At 72.0% G+C, this 565-nt stretch carries 1 protein-coding gene; it reads right to left on the bottom strand.

Annotation, left to right across the window (positions count from 1 at the left end; genetic code table 11):
• Positions 1-565: molybdopterin cofactor-binding domain-containing protein (locus ACMUOY_RS20775; protein ID WP_413894601.1), on the bottom strand; the 565-nt coding region annotated here is incomplete at both ends.

The raw sequence follows: 565 nt of genomic DNA, 5'->3' as shown, positions 1-565 counted from the left end.
GTGGCGCCGCCCGGTGACCAGGAAATCGTCGTCGCGGTCCAGGCGCAGCTTGACCGGTCGGTTCAGTCGCGCCGCCGCCAGCGAGGCCACGCAGGCAAACAGCGCCGACTGGCTCTCCTTGCCGCCGAAGCCGCCGCCCATGCGCCGGCATTCGACGCGGATGGCGTGCGCCGACCGGCCCAGCGCCTGCGCCACCAGATGCTGCATCTCGCTGGGGTGCTGGGTCGAGCAGTAGAGGCTGAGGCCGTCGGCCTCCTCGGGGCAGGCGTAGCTGATCTGCCCCTCCAGGTAGAACTGCTCCTGGCCGCCAAGCTCGAACTCAAAGGCCAGGCGCTGCGGTGCGACGGCCATGGCCGTGGCGGCGTCGCCGCGCGTGAGGGTCATCGGCGGGATGACGTACTGCTGCGCGGCATGGGCCTGCTGGATCGTCAGCAGGGCCGGCAGCGGCTCGGCCTGGATGCACTCGCGGGCGAGCCTTGCGGCGCGCCGCGCCTGCTCGACCTCGAGTTCATCGACGTCGGCGGCCGTGAGTGCCATGTCCGTGAGCAGGGCGACGCTGTCGGCG

The sequence above is a fragment of the Candidatus Skiveiella danica genome (genome assembly GCF_022705245.1).
Lineage (GTDB): Bacteria > Pseudomonadota > Gammaproteobacteria > Burkholderiales > Burkholderiaceae_C > Skiveiella > Skiveiella danica.
This window is presented reverse-complemented; position numbering and strand designations above follow the sequence as displayed.